This window comes from Staphylococcus succinus (genome assembly GCF_029024945.1).
Taxonomy (GTDB): Bacteria; Bacillota; Bacilli; order Staphylococcales; family Staphylococcaceae; genus Staphylococcus; species Staphylococcus succinus.
Genome location: NZ_CP118976.1, coordinates 843,311 through 859,370, shown reverse-complemented (window position 1 = coordinate 859,370; position 16,060 = coordinate 843,311). Strand labels below are relative to the sequence as shown.

17 protein-coding genes and 1 riboswitch are annotated in these 16,060 nt (G+C 32.3%); of the genes, 4 read left to right on the top strand and 13 right to left on the bottom strand.

From position 1 onward, the window contains the following. Positions 1-71: 71 nt before the first annotated feature. The 3 genes from cshA to PYW31_RS03985 all read right to left on the bottom strand — a co-directional run bounded on the left by cshA (position 72) and on the right by PYW31_RS03985 (position 4,606). The gene (gene cshA / locus PYW31_RS03995; protein ID WP_046837779.1) at positions 72-1,592 is read right to left on the bottom strand and encodes a degradosome RNA helicase CshA; all 1,521 of its coding nucleotides are present in this window, start codon (positions 1,590-1,592) and stop codon (positions 72-74) included. A gap of 572 nt (positions 1,593-2,164) precedes the next feature. After that, positions 2,165-3,523: a UDP-N-acetylmuramoyl-tripeptide--D-alanyl-D-alanine ligase gene (locus PYW31_RS03990; RefSeq protein WP_046837780.1), complete on the bottom strand. Its 1,359-nt coding sequence runs from the start codon at positions 3,521-3,523 to the stop codon at positions 2,165-2,167. Between the two features lie 12 nt (positions 3,524-3,535). After that, positions 3,536-4,606, bottom strand: coding sequence for a D-alanine--D-alanine ligase (locus PYW31_RS03985; protein WP_046837781.1), 1,071 nt, complete (start codon positions 4,604-4,606; stop codon positions 3,536-3,538). A 270-nt stretch (positions 4,607-4,876) separates the two neighbouring features. Between PYW31_RS03985 and PYW31_RS03980 the strand changes: the two genes are divergently transcribed. Then, on the top strand, positions 4,877-6,085 hold the full coding sequence (locus PYW31_RS03980; RefSeq protein ID WP_046837782.1) for an FtsW/RodA/SpoVE family cell cycle protein: 1,209 nt from the start codon (positions 4,877-4,879) through the stop codon (positions 6,083-6,085). A 137-nt stretch (positions 6,086-6,222) separates the two neighbouring features. On the opposite strand, the gene PYW31_RS03975 is transcribed toward PYW31_RS03980, so the two are convergent. From PYW31_RS03975 to csoR, 3 genes are all read right to left on the bottom strand, one after another. After that, positions 6,223-6,363 (bottom strand): Lmo0850 family protein, encoded by a 141-nt coding sequence (locus PYW31_RS03975; protein WP_101118351.1) that lies wholly within the window; start codon positions 6,361-6,363, stop codon positions 6,223-6,225. Positions 6,364-6,579: 216 nt separating this feature from the next. Next, positions 6,580-6,783: a putative copper chaperone CsoZ gene (csoZ, locus tag PYW31_RS03970; protein WP_046837783.1), complete on the bottom strand. Its 204-nt coding sequence runs from the start codon at positions 6,781-6,783 to the stop codon at positions 6,580-6,582. Positions 6,784-6,798: 15 nt separating this feature from the next. Further along, on the bottom strand, positions 6,799-7,092 hold the full coding sequence (gene csoR / locus PYW31_RS03965; RefSeq protein WP_046837784.1) for a copper-sensing transcriptional repressor CsoR: 294 nt from the start codon (positions 7,090-7,092) through the stop codon (positions 6,799-6,801). Between the two features lie 143 nt (positions 7,093-7,235). On the opposite strand from csoR, the gene cls reads away from it, so the two are divergent. Then, positions 7,236-8,720 carry a cardiolipin synthase gene (gene cls / locus PYW31_RS03960; RefSeq protein WP_046837785.1) on the top strand — a complete coding sequence of 495 codons (1,485 nt, stop codon included), beginning with the start codon at positions 7,236-7,238 and terminating at the stop codon, positions 8,718-8,720. A 104-nt stretch (positions 8,721-8,824) separates the two neighbouring features. Then, positions 8,825-9,472 carry an HD domain-containing protein gene (locus PYW31_RS03955; RefSeq protein ID WP_046837786.1) on the top strand — a complete coding sequence of 216 codons (648 nt, stop codon included), beginning with the start codon at positions 8,825-8,827 and terminating at the stop codon, positions 9,470-9,472. Positions 9,473-9,609: 137 nt separating this feature from the next. Here the strand turns inward: PYW31_RS03955 and yidC are convergent, their stop codons facing one another. From yidC to PYW31_RS03920, 7 genes are all read right to left on the bottom strand, one after another. Beyond that, positions 9,610-10,479 carry a membrane protein insertase YidC gene (gene yidC / locus PYW31_RS03950; protein ID WP_046837787.1) on the bottom strand — a complete coding sequence of 290 codons (870 nt, stop codon included), beginning with the start codon at positions 10,477-10,479 and terminating at the stop codon, positions 9,610-9,612. Positions 10,480-10,566: 87 nt separating this feature from the next. Continuing rightward, on the bottom strand, positions 10,567-11,205 hold the full coding sequence (thiE, locus tag PYW31_RS03945) for a thiamine phosphate synthase (RefSeq protein ID WP_046837788.1): 639 nt from the start codon (positions 11,203-11,205) through the stop codon (positions 10,567-10,569). 3 nt (positions 11,206-11,208) lie between these two features. Next, positions 11,209-12,000 (bottom strand): hydroxyethylthiazole kinase, encoded by a 792-nt coding sequence (gene thiM, locus PYW31_RS03940; RefSeq protein WP_046837789.1) that lies wholly within the window; start codon positions 11,998-12,000, stop codon positions 11,209-11,211. Then, entirely contained in the window at positions 11,990-12,811 is an 822-nt protein-coding gene (gene thiD, locus PYW31_RS03935) for a bifunctional hydroxymethylpyrimidine kinase/phosphomethylpyrimidine kinase (protein ID WP_046837790.1), read from the bottom strand. The genes thiM and thiD overlap by 11 nt, the downstream gene beginning before the upstream one ends. Continuing rightward, the gene (gene tenA / locus PYW31_RS03930; protein ID WP_046837791.1) at positions 12,804-13,493 is read right to left on the bottom strand and encodes a thiaminase II; all 690 of its coding nucleotides are present in this window, start codon (positions 13,491-13,493) and stop codon (positions 12,804-12,806) included. Before tenA ends, thiD begins: the two co-directional genes overlap by 8 nt. An 80-nt stretch (positions 13,494-13,573) precedes the next feature. Beyond that, a riboswitch (TPP riboswitch) is annotated at positions 13,574-13,672 on the bottom strand. A 144-nt stretch (positions 13,673-13,816) separates the two neighbouring features. Then, a complete protein-coding gene (locus PYW31_RS03925; protein WP_046837792.1) occupies positions 13,817-14,488 on the bottom strand; it encodes a transglycosylase family protein in 672 nt (223 codons plus the stop codon). Between the two features lie 477 nt (positions 14,489-14,965). After that, positions 14,966-15,385: a single-stranded DNA-binding protein gene (locus PYW31_RS03920; protein ID WP_046837793.1), complete on the bottom strand. Its 420-nt coding sequence runs from the start codon at positions 15,383-15,385 to the stop codon at positions 14,966-14,968. 189 nt (positions 15,386-15,574) lie between these two features. Here PYW31_RS03920 and PYW31_RS03915 point away from each other — a divergent pair, with 189 nt between their 5' ends. Then, entirely contained in the window at positions 15,575-16,018 is a 444-nt protein-coding gene (locus PYW31_RS03915; RefSeq protein WP_046837794.1) for a YwpF-like family protein, read from the top strand. Positions 16,019-16,060 lie beyond the last annotated feature (42 nt).

Below are 16,060 nucleotides of genomic sequence, written 5' to 3'. Positions count from 1 at the left end.
ATATACAACAAAAAAAATCATCTCACGTTAATGAGATGATTAAACCTAAATTTCATATATGATAAAGCATTCTATTTTTTATGGTCTGCGAATGTGCGACCTTTCATTGATTTCTTGTTATTGTTTTTGTCAGAAGAAGGTTTTTCGTTCTTCTTCTTGTTATTGTTGAATCCGCCTTTTGAGCGACGATTTTTGTTATCGAACTTGTTGTTGTTACCACGTTTATTGTTATTACCACCACGTCTTGGGCCTTTGCTTTGACGGCCTTTACGAGATAATGGTTTTTCAAATGTTAATTGTACATCAACATCATCATTTGACTCTACTAATTCTTGTAATAATGAAGCAACTAAATCAACATCGCTATATTCTTCAATTAATTCAGAAGCAATGCGTTGTAATCTAGGTTCATTTTCTCTAGTCATCCAATTTTGAACTTTACCTTTAATATCGTTTTCACGTGCTTTTAACACTTCTTTACGATGAGGTGGTCTTAATGCTTGCATTTCTCGCTTGTTAGCTTGTTCAATTTGACGGATGTAATCCATCTCAATTGGGTTAACAAATGTAATTGCAATACCTTCTTTACCAGCACGACCTGTACGTCCGATTCTATGAGTATAACTTTCTGTATCTTGAGGGATATCGAAGTTATAAACATGACTCACGCCTGAAATATCAAGTCCTCTTGCTGCAACATCAGTCGCAACTAAGATATCTAGTTGATCGTTTTTGAATTTTTTCAATACTTCTAAACGTTTAGCTTGTGTGATATCACCATGTAAGCCTTCAGCTTTATATCCTTTAGAAATTAACGCACTTGTTAATTCATCTACACGACGTTTTGTACGTCCGAATACAATTGCTAATTCTGGCTGATGTACATCTAAAAAGCTTGTGAAAGTATCAAATTTTTCTAATTCTTTTACAATTGTATAGAATTCTTCAATTTGAGGATTTGAAGTTTCATTGTTCATTGTTTTAACAATAACTGGAGACTTCATAAATTGTTGTACTAGTGTTTGGATTGCTTTCGGCATTGTAGCAGAAAACAACATTGTTTGACGTTGTGATGCTGGGATTTTGTCCATGATAAATTTCATATCATCGATGAAGCCCATGTTCATCATTTCATCCGCTTCATCTAATATAAGCGTATGAATATCAGTAGTTTTCAAAGTACGACGATTTAAATGGTCAATTACACGACCTGGTGTACCTACTACTACTTGTGGTCCTTTTTTAAGAGATCTAATTTGACGATCTATTGGCATACCACCAAAAACAGTAACGACTTGTACGTTTTGGCCTTTACTAAATTCTTTAATAGATTCAGCTACTTGCATAGCTAATTCTCTTGTTGGTGCAAGGATTAGTGATTGAACACCTTCTCGACCCGCTACTTTTTCGATTAACGGAATACCAAATGCGCCTGTTTTACCTGTACCAGTTTGCGCTTGGCCAAGAACGTCTTTGCCTTCTAAGGCAAGAGGGATACTCTCTTTTTGAATAGGAGTGGCATCACTGAACCCCATTGTTTCTAGGGTTTCTGCCATCTTATCTGAGATCCCTAATTCTTTAAAATTTTGCAATATAATTCTCCTTTATTTATCTGTATTTCTATACATATATGTTCACTTAAGTTTCTTCAACTTCTTAATAGTACCACCTCAAGTGTATAATCGCAATAAACCAAATTTGAATAAATGGGTCGATTATCAATAGTTTCCTAATTACTACTCTTTTGTAAATGTTGTGATATATAGGTTGTAAGCGTTTGATTGACTTTCAGGTGATTACTTTTTTTCTTCTAAAAAAAATTTGTTAATTTATTTATTCAGTTAATTGTCTGATTATTCTTTCGGTATATTACACTTTATTTAATTGTTATTTAAAATAATTGTTAGATGTTTATACATATAGATTACAGAGATTTTTAACACATAGGTATATAATATCATTTCTTAATACCTATATTCTTTTACCCGTTTAAATACTACACTAACACTTTATGTGTTGTTCTCTAATCGCTATTACGCATTTAAAACATAAAACACAATATATCTCTATTCAAGAAATATATTGTGTTGAAATCTCCATTATTATATTTTACGTATTCTCATAATATTTACTTTGTACTATATTAAAATAGCATTCAAACTATTTATTTCAAAAGTGTTTCTACAACTTCCTCTAACTTCATACCTCTCGAACCTTTTATAAGCACTTTATCTTCAGGTTGTAGATGTGTGAGTAGTGCAGCTATCAAAGCATTTTTATCTTCATAGTGTTCAGCGTGTTGGACGTAATCCTTTCCACTATTATAGATGTAAGCCGCTTCTTGGCCAAATGTAAATAATGTACTGATATCTTTATCTTTCAAGTACTTTCCTACAGCTTCATGCATCATTTGGCTATCAGTACCTAATTCTAATACATCACCAAGCACAATGATTTTTCGTCCTCTCATACCAGAAAGTGTATCTATGGCTGCTTTCATACTTGTAGGACTCGCATTATATGCATCATTTATTACTACCGTATGATCCTCAGTAATATGCTGTTCCATTCTCATACCAGTCAACGTCACTTGAGCTAAATTATGAAATATCGTATCGTAATTTAAATTCAATCGTTTACCTATAGCAATAGCATAGGTAGCATTCTTCATATTATGTTCACCTAATATTGGCAATTCATATCGTTCTTCACCATTAACATTAAATGCTATACCTTCATTTTCAATATCTTCTAAATGACAAACGAGTGTATTATGAGCTGCTTGACCTACGCTTACTAATTCAACTTCTTTTAAATTTTGAACATGTGGTTCTAATAATGGTTCATCGCCATCATAAATAAATAAACCGTCTTTCTTTAAACCTAGTGTAATTTCAGCTTTAGCTTGTGCAATACCTTCTCTAGACCCTAAATCTTGCATGTGTGATTCTCCAATATTGGTAATCACTGCAATATTAGGTTCAGCTAATTTTGATAACAGCTCAATCTCGTGAAAACCAGACATCCCCATTTCTAAAATAGATATCTCAGTGTCTAAATCTAATTGTAATATGGTTAACGGTAATCCAATTTCATTATTATAATTACCTTGTGTTTTCTTTACTTTAAATTGAGGTTTCAACACACTTTCAATCATATCTTTAGTGGTTGTTTTCCCATTTGAGCCTGTCACGGCTATCACTTGAGGATTTACAAATTCTAAATACGCTTTAGATAATTGTTGTAATGCTTCAAGCGTGTCATCAACCCATATGATTGGACCAGTAACTTGTTCATCTAAAGCAACATCTTTTTGATAAAAAGCTGCACTTGCACCATCTTTCAATGCTTGAGCAACGTATCGATGTCCATCAACATGCTCTCCTTTAAATGGAATAAATAAATTTTGATCATTAACAACGCGTGAATCTATAGATACACCTTTAATTGTATAATCCATATATTCATTATCGATGTCACATGGAATCCAGTCTTTGACTTGCTCTAAAGTTACTTCAATCATGGTTTATACTCCTCAATCAATTATATATTTATTTTGTTTTTTATCTTCATGTTTTTCTTTTGCTAACTCAATTAACTTCTTAATTAAATCAGAATATGAAACGCCCATATTTTCCCACAGACTAGGGTACATACTAAATGCAGTAAATCCTGGCATAGCATTTGTTTCATTTATGAAAATTTGATTGTCTTCTGTAACAAAAAAGTCTGCACGTAATAAACCAGAACAGTCAGTAGCTTTAAACGCTTCAACTGCCATATTTCTTAGTGTCATTTGAACTTCTTCATCTAAATCAGCTGGAATATCTAATTTAATATTTCCATCTTTGTACTTAGCTTTATAATCATAGAAGGCTACTTCCTTAATCACTTCACCTGGCCAAGTCGTTTCAGGATAGTCATTACCTAATACAGCGACTTCTATTTCTCTTGCATCAATACCTTGTTCAATCACTAATTTACGGTCAAACTGAAATGCTTCTTCAATTCCTGATTTTAATTCTTCTTCATTATTACATTTACTGATACCTACACTAGAACCTAAATTTGCAGGTTTAACAAATACTGGATATTCTAATTTATCATGTACTAATTTTAAAATATTATTTTCATATTTATGGTATTCACTTCTCAAAAAACTTACATATGGTAATTGCGGTAATCCTCTATGTTCGAATAATTGTTTCATTACTAGCTTATCCATCGAACTTGAAGCTGCTAATACACCGTTACCTACATATGGTAAATCTAGCACTTCAAATAAACCTTGTATCGTTCCATCTTCACCATTTGGACCATGTAATAGTGGAAATACTGCGCTATATCTATCTCCTGTACTACCAACACTTAGTAATTGAGAGATTTCACCAGCAGCAACGTCAGTTAAACGTAAAGTGTCTATATTATTTATAGTGTCCACGATATTCTCTTTCTTTTTCCAGTCACCATCATTTGTGATGTAAATAATGTCTACTTGATACTGATCTTTATCAATGGCATTTAAGACATTTTGTGCTGTTAATATTGAAACATCGTGTTCCGCACTCTTTCCTCCGTATACGATACATACATTTTCCTTAGCCATAATTTTGCCTCCATATACAATTCTTAAACTACATCATATCACGATTTAATAATTTTTTGCATTTGTAAAGTAGTTTAATAATCATTTATTTTTCGTTCTATTATATAGATGTTTTGAAAGTTTATGTAACTCACCTATTTCTATAAATTCAAAATAATCTATTTTAAATTTTCGATTTAGCACCCTACTTCTAGCAATATGTTAAAAAATTCGGTAAAATCTATATATAATACATAGATAGAGAAATTTAGCTTTTCAAAGGAGTAAGAAATGAGTACTTCACGTCAATTGAAAAAAAACCATTGGATACGTCGGATAGACTGGAAATTAATAGCTATCCTAGCATTATTTGCAATTATTAGTGTCACAATTATCAATTCAGCAATGGGCGGCGGACAATATAGTGCCAATTTCAGTATTAGGCAGATTTTGTATTATGTCTTTGGTGGGTTCATTGCATTTTTAATCATGCTTGTTTCCCCAAAAAAATGGATGAAATATACATACTTACTATACTTCATCCTTTGTCTTGGGCTGTTTGTATTAATCATCATTCCAGAGACACCGTTTACGCCAATTATTAATGGCGCTAAAAGTTGGTATAAATTAGGCCCTATTAGCGTACAACCATCAGAGTTTATGAAAGTCATATTAATTTTGGCGTTAGCAAAATTAATTACAAAACATAATAAATTTACTTTCAATAAATCTATTGAGACTGATTTTAAATTACTATTTAAAATCATAGGTGTCTCTATTCTTCCAATGGCATTAATTCTATTACAAAATGACCTAGGTACGACGTTAGTCATATGCGCTATTATCATAGGCGTAATGATTGTTAGTGGTATTTCTTGGAAAATTCTAGCACCTTTATTTATTGGAATTATCGTGTTTGCTTCTGGTATTATCTTGTCAATAATATACAAACCTTCTCTAATAGAAAGTGGCTTAGGTATTAAAACTTATCAACTTGGTAGAATCAATTCATGGCTTGATCCTTATACATATAGTAGTGGAGACGGCTATCATTTAACTGAGTCTCTTAAAGCTATTGGTTCCGGTCAACTTTTTGGTAAAGGTTTTAATCATGGTGAAGTTTATATACCGGAAAATCATACTGACTTTATTTTCTCTGTCATTGGAGAAGAATTTGGATTTATTGGATCTGTAATATTAATTTTGGTATATTTAGCCCTTATTTTCCATTTAGTAAGGCTTGCGACACAAACAAATATGTCCTTTAACAAGTTATTTATTATTGGTTATGTAGCGCTCATTCTTTTCCATGTCTTACAAAATATAGGTATGACAATACAATTGTTGCCTATTACAGGTATTCCATTACCATTTATAAGCTATGGTGGTAGTTCAATATGGAGTCTCATGTTTGGTATAGGGATATTATTATCAATTACTTATCATCAACCTAAACAATATGCGCCTGCATTAGAAAATACTAAATTAACTAGAAGTTAACAAACATTTTTTAATTTAACTATAAAAACTGCTAAAATCAATAGACCTGATTTTAGCAGTTTTTATATTCTTATATTTACAAAACAATAAAAAAACGACAAGAGTCGTTGACTCCAATTGCTTAATTAAGTAACATACTATTTCAGTTCGTTAGCGGTTTTCACAGTAGTTGGTAAAGTATGCATAACTTCTAATCTTGATTTGGTTTTCTTTATGTTTACCCCTAATGATGATAATAGATTAACTACGTTTTGAATCTTATCGTTATCCTTACTCATATCATCACCCCTAACTTTCAGCTTCTACTTCATATTACCCCAATTATATATAAATTACTACATTATAACCAAATTTTTTTAATTTATTAAAATTCCAGTCTAAATTTTCGACATATTTACGTTGTATAAATACCATAAAAAATATAAAAACAACTCAAACATATCTAATGCAACTTTTAAAAATGTAAAAAGTAATTAAAAAATTATGCTACTGAATTATAGGATGGCAAAGCCTAAATCATACACTTCTTTTTCTAGGTTATTTAAACTTGCTGGCGTTTCAAAATCAATTGATATGGTCTCATTGGTTTGATTTACTGACACTTTTTTCACACCATCTATCAATTTCAAATGTTCTTCAAGCTGCTTTTGTTGTGTCTTGTTATTTATACCCGATACATGAATGACTTTAGATTTCATCTTCCTATTATACCTCTAATCTTTCATTAATTTTTGAAAAGTAACTAACAATTCTTCCATTGCTTCTTCTTGTTGCCCTTGATTGACTTTATTCATGATACAACTTTTCATGTGGTGATCTAATAACTTCGTTGCCACACTATTTAATGCTGACCGTGTAGCTCTAATTTGTGTCAACACATCATCACAATATACATCTTCATCGACCATTCTATTAATTGCTCTTACTTGACCCTCTATACGGTTCAATCTCGATTTTAAATTAGCTTTATTCTGTTCCGAGTGGTGTGCTTTTTGTATTTCCTCCATATATTAAGGACCTCCTATTGATTTGAACTATATAATATACCCCTGATAGGTATAAGTCAAGTGATAAAAGGCTATGGACGTGTTACAATAATTGAGACTTTTACAAATTTAAATAAATTGCTTTGCATTTTTGGGGGTTTAATATGATAGATATTTTTTCAATTTCATATAGTCACACAAACTTAATAATAAATGTTCTTTTAATTAGTGCATTTATATTAAACCTTATCTTTGCTTTTATCATTATTTTTATGGAACGACGATCTGCAGGTTCAATTTGGGCATGGGTCTTAGTTTTAGTCTTTATCCCAGTACTTGGTTTTATCATTTATCTATTATTTGGTAGACAAATCCAACGTACTCATATCTTTTCAATAGATGAAAAAGATAAGATTGGCATAGAAATGATTGTGAAAGAACAGCTTGAGGCATTGAAAAATGATGAGTTTTCCAAAGGTAACCATCAAATAGTTAAATTCAAAGATATGGTTCAAATGCTGTTATACAATAACGCAGCGTTTTTAACTACAGACAATAACCTCAAAATATTTACAGACGGTAAGGAAAAATTTGATGCTCTAATTAAGGATATTTACGATGCCCAAGATTATATTCATATTCAATATTACATTTTTAGAAATGATGGTTTAGGAAATCGTATTTTAAGAGCACTTGAGCAAAAACTTGAAGAAGGCTTAGAAGTTAAGATGTTGTATGACGATATGGGGTCTCGTACATTATCTTTGAAGGATTTTAAAAGCTTCCACAAAAAAGGTGGTCAAGTAGAAGCTTTCTTCCCTTCAAAACTTCCATTGATCAATCTTAGAATGAACAACAGAAACCATAGAAAAATCGTAATTATTGATGGCCATATTGGTTACGTTGGTGGTTTTAATGTTGGTGATGAGTATCTAGGATTAAAGAAAAAATTTGGGTATTGGAGAGATACACATTTACGTATTGTAGGTGATGCAGTCAATGCCTTGCAGTTACGTTTTATGTTGGACTGGAATTCACAGTCCACTAGGGATAATCTGAAATATGCCGAGCGTTATTTTCCTGATGTTGAGTCTGATGGTACTGTAGGTATTCAGATCGCTTCAAGTGGTCCTGATGAAACATGGGAACAGATAAAATATGGATATCTAAAAATGATTGCTTCCGCAAAACATTCTATTTATATCCAGTCTCCTTATTTTATTCCTGATCAAGCTTTTCTAGATGCAGTTAAAATTGCTGCTTTAGGTGGTGTGAATGTAAATATTATGATACCTAATAAACCTGACCATCCATTTGTTTATTGGGTTACCTATAAAAATGTAGCTTCCCTCTTAGAAGCAGGCGTTAATATTTTCCATTATAACAACGGTTTTTTACATTCAAAAATGCTTATTATTGATGACGAAGTAGCTAGTGTTGGAACAGCAAATATGGACCATCGCAGTTTCACACTTAACTTCGAAGTTAATGCTTTTATTTATGATACGCTTATCGCACGAGAACTTAGAGTAGCTTTTGAAAAAGATTTGACTGTATCTTATAGATTAACCACAGAACTTTATGAAAAACGAAGTTTATGGATTAAATTTAAAGAAGGCATTTCGCAATTATTATCACCTATTCTGTAGTTGTATTACAGGTCTAAAGTAACGCTTTTAATAAAAGCTACTTTAGACCTTTTTGTTACAAATCTTTTTAAATCAATTAAACATATATAAAGGAGCAATATTGTATGCATACAAATGATATACTAAAATCCGCAGAATCTTACATGATTACTTTTCACACTAGTGATTCTACTGGGCATGATGTTGCCCATATCAAACGTGTTGTAAATATGGCTAAATATATCGCTAATAAGGAAAATGATGGAGATTTATTAATTATTGAATTAGCCTGTTTATTACACGATACAATTGATGAGAAACTTACTGATGGTAAACAAGCAAAAATAAAATTATTGGAATTTTTAAATCAACTTGCACTATCCTCACATCAGCAAGCAGACATTCTACATATTATTGAAAATATGAGTTATCAAGATGGACAAAATAATTCAGTAAAATTATCTATAGAAGGTCAAATCGTGCGTGATGCTGATAGACTTGATGCAATTGGTGCCATTGGAATCGCTCGTACATTTCAGTTTGCTGGTCATTTTAACGAACCCATGTGGGTTGATATACAATCTGATGCAGCGTCTAACCATGAAACTACGGATTATATTGACTGGTCTCCTTCAGCGATTAAGCATTTCTATGAAAAATTATTCAAACTCAAAGATTTAATGCATACTGAAACTGGTAAACGTATCGCCCAACAACGCCATGAATATATGAAAGGGTTTGTGAATCAATTCTTTAAAGAATGGTATGTTTAATGTTGAAGTTGCACAGATTTTATTTTAAACCACAAAAAAGTACCCGCCTATTAAAAAATAGACGGGTACTTTTATTTTGAGTATGGCTATTTTTACCATAAACGCTTTTATAGGTTTCAATCAATAATTAAAATAAGTTATTTTTTCTTATTTTTCTTTGAAACCACTTGCGTATTTGACCCTTTAGTTACTGAGTTTGCTGTGTTTTGTTTCATCGCTTCTATCATTGGCGCAACTTCTTTTTGAGCAAGTTTAGAATAATACATATTCGCTACTTGTGTTTGTACGATTAAGAAAGCCGCACTCACTGACCAATATAAACCTAAAGCTGATGCTGAACTTAATGAAATCCACACAATCATAATTGGTGAAATCACCATCATCATATAACCCATTTGACGCTGTTCGTTTGGCATACTCTTACTTGAAACATAAGCTTGTAAGAAGTATAAGATACCTGCAATAATTGTAATCCAAATGTCAGGTTTGGATAAGTTGAACCATAAGAAATTAGGATGCTCTGTAAAACCACCGCTAGAAGGATATTTCAATACAAAGAATAATCCCATAATGATTGGCATTTGTATTAGCATTGGTAAACAACCTAACATACTCTTCATTGGGTTCATATCATATTTTTTATATACTTCCATCATTTCTTGGTTTGCTGCCATTTTTTCTTCTTGGGTACGCGAACGCTTAACCTTCTCTTGAATCGCATCAATATCAGGTTTTGCAACTTTCATTTTTTCACGCATCATATGACTATTTTTATAATTAGATAACATGAATGGCAATAATACTAAACGAATTGCCAATACAAGTACGATAATTGCTAAACCATAGTCATTATTAAAACTAGTCCCCAACCAATGTATAACTTTGTCCATCGGCTCAACGAACGTATTATAGAAAAATCCATCCTTATTTTCAGGTTTTGAATAGTCACAGCCTGCTAAAAAGACCATTACACCTAATAATAAAGGTAGTAGCGCTTTCTTCTTCATTTTTCCACCTCTAATGATATATTCACATAGAATTTATTTTATCACACTCAAGGAAAAGTAGAAAACAAAAAAAGAAAATATTATACTTTATTCGACAGTTTGTAAAAATTGTTGCACCGTTTGTTCGATATGTTCACTTTTAGCAATCGCTGATATTAGAGAAAGACCATCTGCACCTGCACGTACGACGTCGCTTGCATTCTCTAAACTAATACCGCCAATCGCAACAATCGGAAAGTTATCTATATAATTTCTTAATTGAGGTATCATTTCTGGCCCTACTGGCGCGTTTGCATCTCCTTTAGATGCCGTGGCATACATTGGACCTACACCAATGTAATCAACGTATGTTAAATCAGACCGATTATATTCTTCAACATCACTTACACTAAGACCGATTATTTTGTCTTTAAATTGCTTAGCAAATGTACTTACATCCAGATCATCCTGCCCTACATGTATTCCATCAGCATTAATTTCTTCGGCTAGAGCTACATCATCATTAACTATAAATGGAACTTGATAACTATGACACAGCGCACATAACTGTCTCGCCAATTTGACTTTCGCTTGTCCTTTTAGTGCTGTCGTACCTTTTTCTCTAAATTGAAACATTGTAATACCAGCCTCTAGTGCTTTAGTCAATATCTCTTTAATAGAAGTATTTTCAGGTACATCTTGTGTACCACAAATGAAGTAGACTTTTAAGTACTCTTTGTTAAACATGTATTACACCTCTTGTATACGACGATAGGTTAAATAATCATCGAATGAAATATGATAAAGCGCATTAAGTAATTCAATCATAAAAGTGCCAGGACCTTTATGATGAGCCACTGCTTCTGCTTGTTCAGCAGCGATATTATATAGAGTTACTGCTTCTACTATCGCTTCTCTTGCTTGATCTTTTTGAGATGGTAAAAAACTAGCTATTACTCCGCCTAATAGACAGCCAGCACCTGTGACTTTAGTAAGCATCGGAGAACCATTTGCACTTTTTATAATTTTGTTATCTTGTATAATGACATCTTCTTTTCCTGTAACGACTATGGTTGTTTTTAAATACTCATGTGCAAGTTTCGCAATTTCAACAGGATTTAATGTCACATCGCCATCTGTGCCTTTCATAGTTGTATCATTGTGTACTAAGGTTAAAATTTCAGATGCATTACCTTTAATTACCGCAATATCTACTTCTTGTAAAAAACGATGACAAAATGCTTTACGATATTGTGAAGCGCCTACTGCAACTGGGTCGAATACCACATGAGTACCCACTTTATTCGCAGTCTTTGCAATAGTCATAATGTCTTCTTCTTTTGCTTTTGTGAGTGTACCGATATTTATTAATAATGCATGCGCTGCGTTTAACATATCGGTAGCCTCTTCTGGTGCTTCACTCATTGCAGGACTCGCTCCTAAACTTAATAAACCATTAGCAGTAAAATTTTTAACTACATCATTAGTATAGCAAATAACTAACGGTTGATTAGCTCTTAGTATTTCTATATTATTCGTCATCTAAACCGACCTCTTTCATATACGCAAAATGATTTACTGGCCCTCTTCCTTGACCAATTTCAGGAGTATATTTAATACTTAATGCGATAAATTGTTTAGCTTTGTTTACAGCATCATAAATCGATTTTCCTTTAGCTAACTCAGCAGTAATCACTGCTGAAAATGTGCAACCAGTACCATGCGTATGTTGTGTTTCATAACGCGGTGACTCAAACGTGAATACATCTTCTTTGGTAAATAAATAGTCTTTTGCTGTATCAAGGTTTTCTGAATGACCACCTTTAATGACCACACCTTTACTACCAATATCGTTAATAAATATATTACCAGCCTTATAAATTGAAGCTTCATCCGTTATCTTTAATCCTGTAATTTCTTCAGCCTCTGGTAAGTTTGGTGTAGCAACTTTTGCATAAGGTAATAAAATATTTTGTAAATCTGATTTGGCATCATCATCCATTAAAGCATCACCACTTTTAGCTAACATCACTGGATCTATCACATATGGAATTTCAGGATATTTTTTTAAATATGATTGAATTAATTCCATCATTTCTTTAGATGCAATCATACCTGTTTTTAGAGCTTGAGGTAATTCATCATCATATACGCTTTCAAGTTGTTCAGATAGCCAGCTTGTTTCAAGATTGTGAATGTGTTGCACGCCTTTGGTATTTTGAGCCACAATGCTTGTAACCGCTGCCATACCGTATACACCACAAGCATGAAATGACTTTAAGTCTGCCATTACGCCAGCCCCTCCAGTTGGATCTGTTCCAGCTATGGTTAATGCAATTTTAGGTTTATTCATTATTATCTCCTCCGTAAGACCAAAATTCTTCATTAACTGACATATTAAAGAAATTACGTTCATGTACTGTACTCTGTAAAAAACAGTCTTTGATATCGTTTTTTTCTTGATTAGTACAATTTTGAGTTAATTTATCCATTAAATTATCAAAAACATGCACAAGCTCATCCATTTCTGTACTGTAAAAGACAAACCATTCTTTCAATAGTGCATCGTTATTAAGCAATTCATCTTGCAAAGCTTGTTTAGCAATGACCTGATAGACATAGGGACAAGGTGCCATTGCTGCAATTGTATATGCCGCGTTTTCTTTTGCATAAGCATTAAAATACATATGTTTTATATAATGATCACCACTTGGCGGCCATACTTTCTCTTTTATAATTTCATTATAAGGCTCGTTAACAAAATCAGATAATATTTCATGTGCCTCTACTTCCCCATCTACAATAAACTGAATTTGTTCCACTAAAAATTGGATATCTTCTAATTCCTGCATTTTTGGTATAAGCAACGCATAAATATTTGCAAATTCTTTTAAGTATGAGGCATCTGCCCTCAGGTAATACTTAATTACATCTTTAGGTAAATCACCTTTTAGCATACCTTGGATGAACGGATCTTGATAAATATCTTCTATGATTGGTTGTGAAGCTTGTTTTAACTCACTTGAAAATAACACTCTTAGTCCTCCATATAATAAAAAAAACTACAAACCCAACTAGGTATGTAGTTAATTGATAGGAAAATTAATGAATTAAACTATGAATTAAACTACTTTCCTACGTTGGTATTAACCAAATCAGGTTGTAAGGGTCTGAATAAATTCATCTCAGCACAAAGGCTCCCCTAGTAGTAATTTTATAAATTTTATATTTATTTAAACATAACAAAATGTATTAAATAATGCAAAAGAATGCGCTTCATACAAAAAAGCATCCCTATCGTTATAATAGAGATGCTTACTTTAATATTAAAATAGTAATCCAAAGGTACTACTTGAAATTATGCAGTAACCCATTGTGATGCACCAGCTGAGTTATATAAATCTACTGCTGCTTGGTCTTGTACTGATTCTGGTGCTTCAGTTGGTGATACACCTTTATATTCTGCAGGTGCTACTGAATCCCATGTACTTTGTAAGAATTGGTATTTACCTGCTGCACCTGATGAAGGGTTTACAGCTTTAAGATCGCCGCCTGATTCACGTTGAGCGATTTGTTGTAAATGCGCGTTAACATTTACTGATGAACCTTCTGAAGCTTGACTTGATTGAGTTGTAGTCGCTTCTTGTTGTGGTTGTTGTGTTTCTGCTGTTTGTGGTGCCGCTTCTTGTTTTGGTGCAGATTCTTGTTTTGGTTGTTCTGTTTGTTGAGCTTGTTCACTGTTATCTGTAGATTGTTCTACTGAACCATTAACATTTTCACCATAGCTCCAGCTAAAGTTTTGGCCGTCTGATTCAAAGTGATAGTCAACACCATTTAAATTAAAATTATAGTTATATGAACCTTCTTGAACAGGAGATTCATTTAATTGGCTTGAATTTGATTGCGCTAGTTGTGCTAACTGCGCTTTATCGATACCTTGTTCTGAAGCATCTGCTGTATTTCCTGCTGATGCTGCTCCTGTAACTCCTAGACCTACTGCTACTGTTGATGCAATAATTGTTTTTTTCATTTCCAAAAAGTCCTCCTATAAGGTAATTAGTTTTATGATTAATTTGCTAGTTACAACTATAACATCTAAAAATATGTAGTAGGTTACAGAGAAATAAAAAAAACAAGGATTTTTTTACATGCAAATTACATGCTAAATATGTATTATTCTACCAAACTTATAATTTAAACTTCATCATAATGCTATTTAAATACTAAATTAGTCTACCCTGTCGTGTAATAGCTTTGTAATTTATCAGATTATTCAGTCTAATAATCTTAGTTTTTCAGTATGCTTAGCATTATTTTTCAACTATATTTTCACTTTTCCTCAATCATCATAAATAAAGTTATCAGCAGAGTATTGCATTCAATAAAGTAGCTATCTCTCTTATTTGGATTTTAAGAGAGATAGCCAGAAAGAAGTATAATTGATAGTAGGATTTGATGTATATTAATTTGGATGGATTATATTTGGGATAGTTATGATGTGGGAGTATTATACAGTTTCATATATATCATTTTGTTGTACAGTTATTTCATCTAATGACTCATGGTTGGGTTCTAGTTGGAATGGCTCAAATACCTTTTCTGTTTCAACTGTTGATTGTGGAGACATAAATTTGATGGTTTCAATATAAATTTCTGATACAAAGTGTGTCTGTCCTTCTTTTGTAAATTTACGTGATTGCATTTGTCCTGTAATACCTACCAGTGAACCTTGGTTGATATATTTTTCAATATTACTGGCTATCTTCCCAAATGCTTTACAATATAAATAGTCACAAATCGTATTTTGATGCTTATCCTTATAGTTTCTAGTTACTGCTACACAAAATGTAGCTAATTTACCGCCCTCCTTTTCAAATATTTTTGGAGCTTTAGTAAGTCGTCCTACAATGACGATATTATTTATCATGTGTCACCTCCTTCATGTTCTAATCATATTTAATTTCGATTTTAGAGTCAAAATACACTTTCAACTTTTTCAAAAGTAAAATCTCACAGTTTTCTACAATTATTTCCTTTCTGTTTTAAAACTACGTTATAATGATTATATAAATAAAGTAATTGTAGAATTTAAATTTACTAATTGGATGTGAAGACGATGAAAACATTTAAAGCCGTTCGCTTTCAAATCGTATCAGAAAGTGGTGGAGTGACTGAATACGAATTAGATGATGGGGTCATTATAAACAAGGAAAATAGTGGCACTGGTTGGTTACTTGAAATCGTCATTTCAGACTTCCATTATGAAACAATGAAGCAACACATGGAAGATGAGACTTTACTTGATATACGTGTAGTTATTACACGTCCAGCGAATGATCCAGCGCTCTTTGATGCTACAATAAAAAATATTAGTCGCCTTGAACATTCAATTTCTGTAGTTTTTGAATGTCATATTTATACACTTAGACAAGTATATGCTGAAAGTTTATTAGAACAATTGATAGACGAAGGCCTAACTGGAGAAGACTTAAAAAAATCATTTAATCGAATGATGCAATCTAAACCAAGGCTCAAAGATGAAAGAATTGAAAGAAATTAACATAAAAAAGCCTTAAAGATTTGTTAATGCTATCAAATCTTT

Bases quoted from the DNA above. Each gene is read 5' to 3' on its own strand.
- PYW31_RS03975 (WP_101118351.1), bottom strand. From the start codon at position 6,363: ATGAGTAAGGATAACGATAAGATTCAAAACGTAGTTAATCTATTATCA.
- PYW31_RS03990 (WP_046837780.1), bottom strand. From the start codon at position 3,523: ATGATTGAAGTAACTTTAGAGCAAGTCAAAGACTGGATTCCATGTGAC.
- yidC (WP_046837787.1), bottom strand. From the start codon at position 10,479: ATGAAGAAGAAAGCGCTACTACCTTTATTATTAGGTGTAATGGTCTTT.
- PYW31_RS03920 (WP_046837793.1), bottom strand. From the start codon at position 15,385: ATGATAAATAATATCGTCATTGTAGGACGACTTACTAAAGCTCCAAAA.
- PYW31_RS03955 (WP_046837786.1), top strand. From the start codon at position 8,825: ATGCATACAAATGATATACTAAAATCCGCAGAATCTTACATGATTACT.
- thiM (WP_046837789.1), bottom strand. From the start codon at position 12,000: ATGACGAATAATATAGAAATACTAAGAGCTAATCAACCGTTAGTTATT.
- csoZ (WP_046837783.1), bottom strand. From the start codon at position 6,783: ATGAAATCTAAAGTCATTCATGTATCGGGTATAAATAACAAGACACAA.
- cls (WP_046837785.1), top strand. From the start codon at position 7,236: ATGATAGATATTTTTTCAATTTCATATAGTCACACAAACTTAATAATA.
- PYW31_RS03985 (WP_046837781.1), bottom strand. From the start codon at position 4,606: ATGGCTAAGGAAAATGTATGTATCGTATACGGAGGAAAGAGTGCGGAA.
- PYW31_RS03915 (WP_046837794.1), top strand. From the start codon at position 15,575: ATGAAAACATTTAAAGCCGTTCGCTTTCAAATCGTATCAGAAAGTGGT.
- csoR (WP_046837784.1), bottom strand. From the start codon at position 7,092: ATGGAGGAAATACAAAAAGCACACCACTCGGAACAGAATAAAGCTAAT.
- thiD (WP_046837790.1), bottom strand. From the start codon at position 12,811: ATGAATAAACCTAAAATTGCATTAACCATAGCTGGAACAGATCCAACT.
- thiE (WP_046837788.1), bottom strand. From the start codon at position 11,205: ATGTTTAACAAAGAGTACTTAAAAGTCTACTTCATTTGTGGTACACAA.
- PYW31_RS03925 (WP_046837792.1), bottom strand. From the start codon at position 14,488: ATGAAAAAAACAATTATTGCATCAACAGTAGCAGTAGGTCTAGGAGTT.
- PYW31_RS03980 (WP_046837782.1), top strand. From the start codon at position 4,877: ATGAGTACTTCACGTCAATTGAAAAAAAACCATTGGATACGTCGGATA.